General features: G+C 66.4%; 2 protein-coding genes. One reads left to right on the forward strand and one right to left on the reverse strand.

Features of this window, described 5'->3' with window-relative positions; translation table 11 throughout:
• Positions 1 to 200 precede the first annotated feature (200 nt).
• Positions 201 to 881: an HAD family hydrolase gene (locus tag ACZ3TI_RS40880; protein WP_465735656.1), complete on the forward strand. Its 681-nt coding sequence runs from the start codon at positions 201 to 203 to the stop codon at positions 879 to 881.
• A 54-nt stretch (positions 882 to 935) separates the two neighbouring features.
• On the opposite strand, the gene ACZ3TI_RS40885 is transcribed toward ACZ3TI_RS40880, so the two are convergent.
• Positions 936 to 1,999, reverse strand: a protein-coding gene (locus ACZ3TI_RS40885; RefSeq protein ID WP_465735658.1) for an IS630 family transposase whose coding sequence is annotated in 2 segments (ribosomal slippage) — positions 936 to 1,867 and positions 1,867 to 1,999 — 1,065 coding nt in all. Because the reading frame shifts where the segments join, the coding sequence is not laid out codon by codon here.
• Between the last annotated feature and the right edge of the window lie 165 nt (positions 2,000 to 2,164).

Raw genomic sequence — 2,164 nt, forward strand, 5'->3', positions numbered from 1 at the left:
CGATCCATCAATGCCGTGTGATTGATCTCGTCAAAACAGGCTTTGATGTCGCACTCCAGCACCCAGTGGTAATCCCTGGAGCCAGAGGTCAGATACTGAACCTGAAAGCGTGATGTCGGTCTGACCGGGGCGGGCATTGCTACTGGCGTCCGACTCGAAAGGGGGTCGACCAGTGGGCGTCCGTCCACCAGACTGGACGGGTGACGATACCGCCGGCCTCTTCCGAGCGTCTCCGCGCTGTTCTCTTCGACTCGGGCGGCGTGCTGATGCAGCCGATCGGCGGGCGTTGGAACCCGCGAGCGGACTTCGAGCAAACCGTCCTCGCCCACGCCCCTTCGATCACACCGGAAGAGTTCGCGGCGGCTGTCACCGTGGGAGACCACTTCTTCGCCGCCTCGTCATCAACGCCCGACTATGACGACTACCACCGGGTGATGCTCCACCACCTCGGCGTGGACCCGACCCCGGACCTGCTCGCCGATCTGTGCCGCGAAGTCCCCTCTCCCGTGTTCCTGGAGACCTATCCAGACGTCGAGGAGACCCTGCAGGAGCTGAGCCGACGGAAGGTCCGGATGGCCGTGGTGTCGGATGCCTGGCCCAATCTGCCCGTCCTCCACGCCGGACTCGGGATCGACCGGTTCTTCGAGGCGTATGCAATCTCCGCCCTCCTCGGCTGCACCAAGCCGGATCCACGCATGTACCACCACGCCAGCGACGCCCTGGAGCTCGCACCTGCAGAGTGCCTGTTCATCGACGACGATCCGGACCTGGTCGACGCCGCGATCCGGCTCGGCTATGCGGGACGTGCGCTGCGCCGAGACGCGTCCGCCTCCAACGTGCCGTCCATCACCTCTCTGACGGAACTCCTAGCCCTCTTCTGATGCAGCCGGCACGGTCATGTAGCGCCGACAGCGCCACCACGAACATCATCACTGTCAGTCGTCTATATCCAGACCGGACTGGGCGAGGCAGCCGTCGATCAGGTGCGGGCGGTACTGGATCTTCTTGAGGCGGGTTCGGACGGTCTTGGCCAGGTGGTCGATGTTGGCGGCCGCGAGGTTGCCGATGCCGCGTTTGACCAGGGCCCAGATGCCCTCCTGCGGGTTGAGGTCGGGAGCGTAGGAAGGGAGCTGGAAGACGGTGAGCCAGTCCTCGTTCGCGGCGATGAACTCCCTCATCGGCGGCATCAGGTGTGTGGAGAGGTTGTCCCAGACCAGGACGATCGGTCCGCCGAGCTGGATGCGGGCGCACAGGATCAGGTCTCGGTAGTCCTGCCAGGTGAACGCCTTGCGCTCGCCCTTGCGGCCGCGATGGACGCGGAAGCCGTAGATCATGCGCGAGCGCTGACCTGCCTTGTAGCAGGCCATTCCGGCTATCGAGACCCGACCGGAACCCCTGCCGCGGACACGGACGACCGGCGTGCACCCCACGCGGCCCCAGGTCCTGGCGCGCGGCGGTCTCCATGGTCTGCCCGGCTTCGTCCTCGAAGACAAGCCAGGCTCCCCGAGCCGCCGCGGCGCTTTTACCCGCGGCCAGATCTCCTTCTTCCACAGCTCGACCGCCTGATCGTCCCGCTCGATGGCCCGGCGGGCCGGCTGCTGCCACGACCAGCCGTGGCGCTTGAGCAGCGCCCAGGTCCCCTCCACCGTGTAGCCGACATGGAACAGCCGGCCGATCAGCGTCCTCACCCGAGCCAGCGTCCACCGCTGGTCCCCCCAGCCATGTACGAGCGGGCCCCGCTCCAACTCTCTTTCCAGTCTGGCGATTTGCTTCTCGCCAAGCCGCGGGCGACCGGGTGAGCCCTTCGAGAGGACCCCAGCCTCGCCGCGCTCACGCCACTGTCGGCGCCATCGCTCCACCGACCGCTCGTCACCCTCAGCGCGGTGGCGATCTCCCGGTTCTTCTCCCCGCCCTCGAATCGTTCCACGGCCTGCAGCCGGATCCGCTCCCGCGCGGCCCTCTCAGCGTCGGTCAATCCGCCGCCCTGCGCGTATCTCACAGCTCAGGGCTACCGGACCCGCCCCGCAGCTGTCAGGCAAACGGCCCCGACATCACGCTTTCAGGTTCAGTAATGGATCTCGGCGATGGCGTCGTGTGCGCGCCGCTTCGGGCGGAACCCATACGAGCACGGTTTGAAGTCCGCTTCGAAAATGGGCTCAAGTAC

It is taken from the genome of Kitasatospora sp. NPDC023120 (assembly GCF_055560835.1).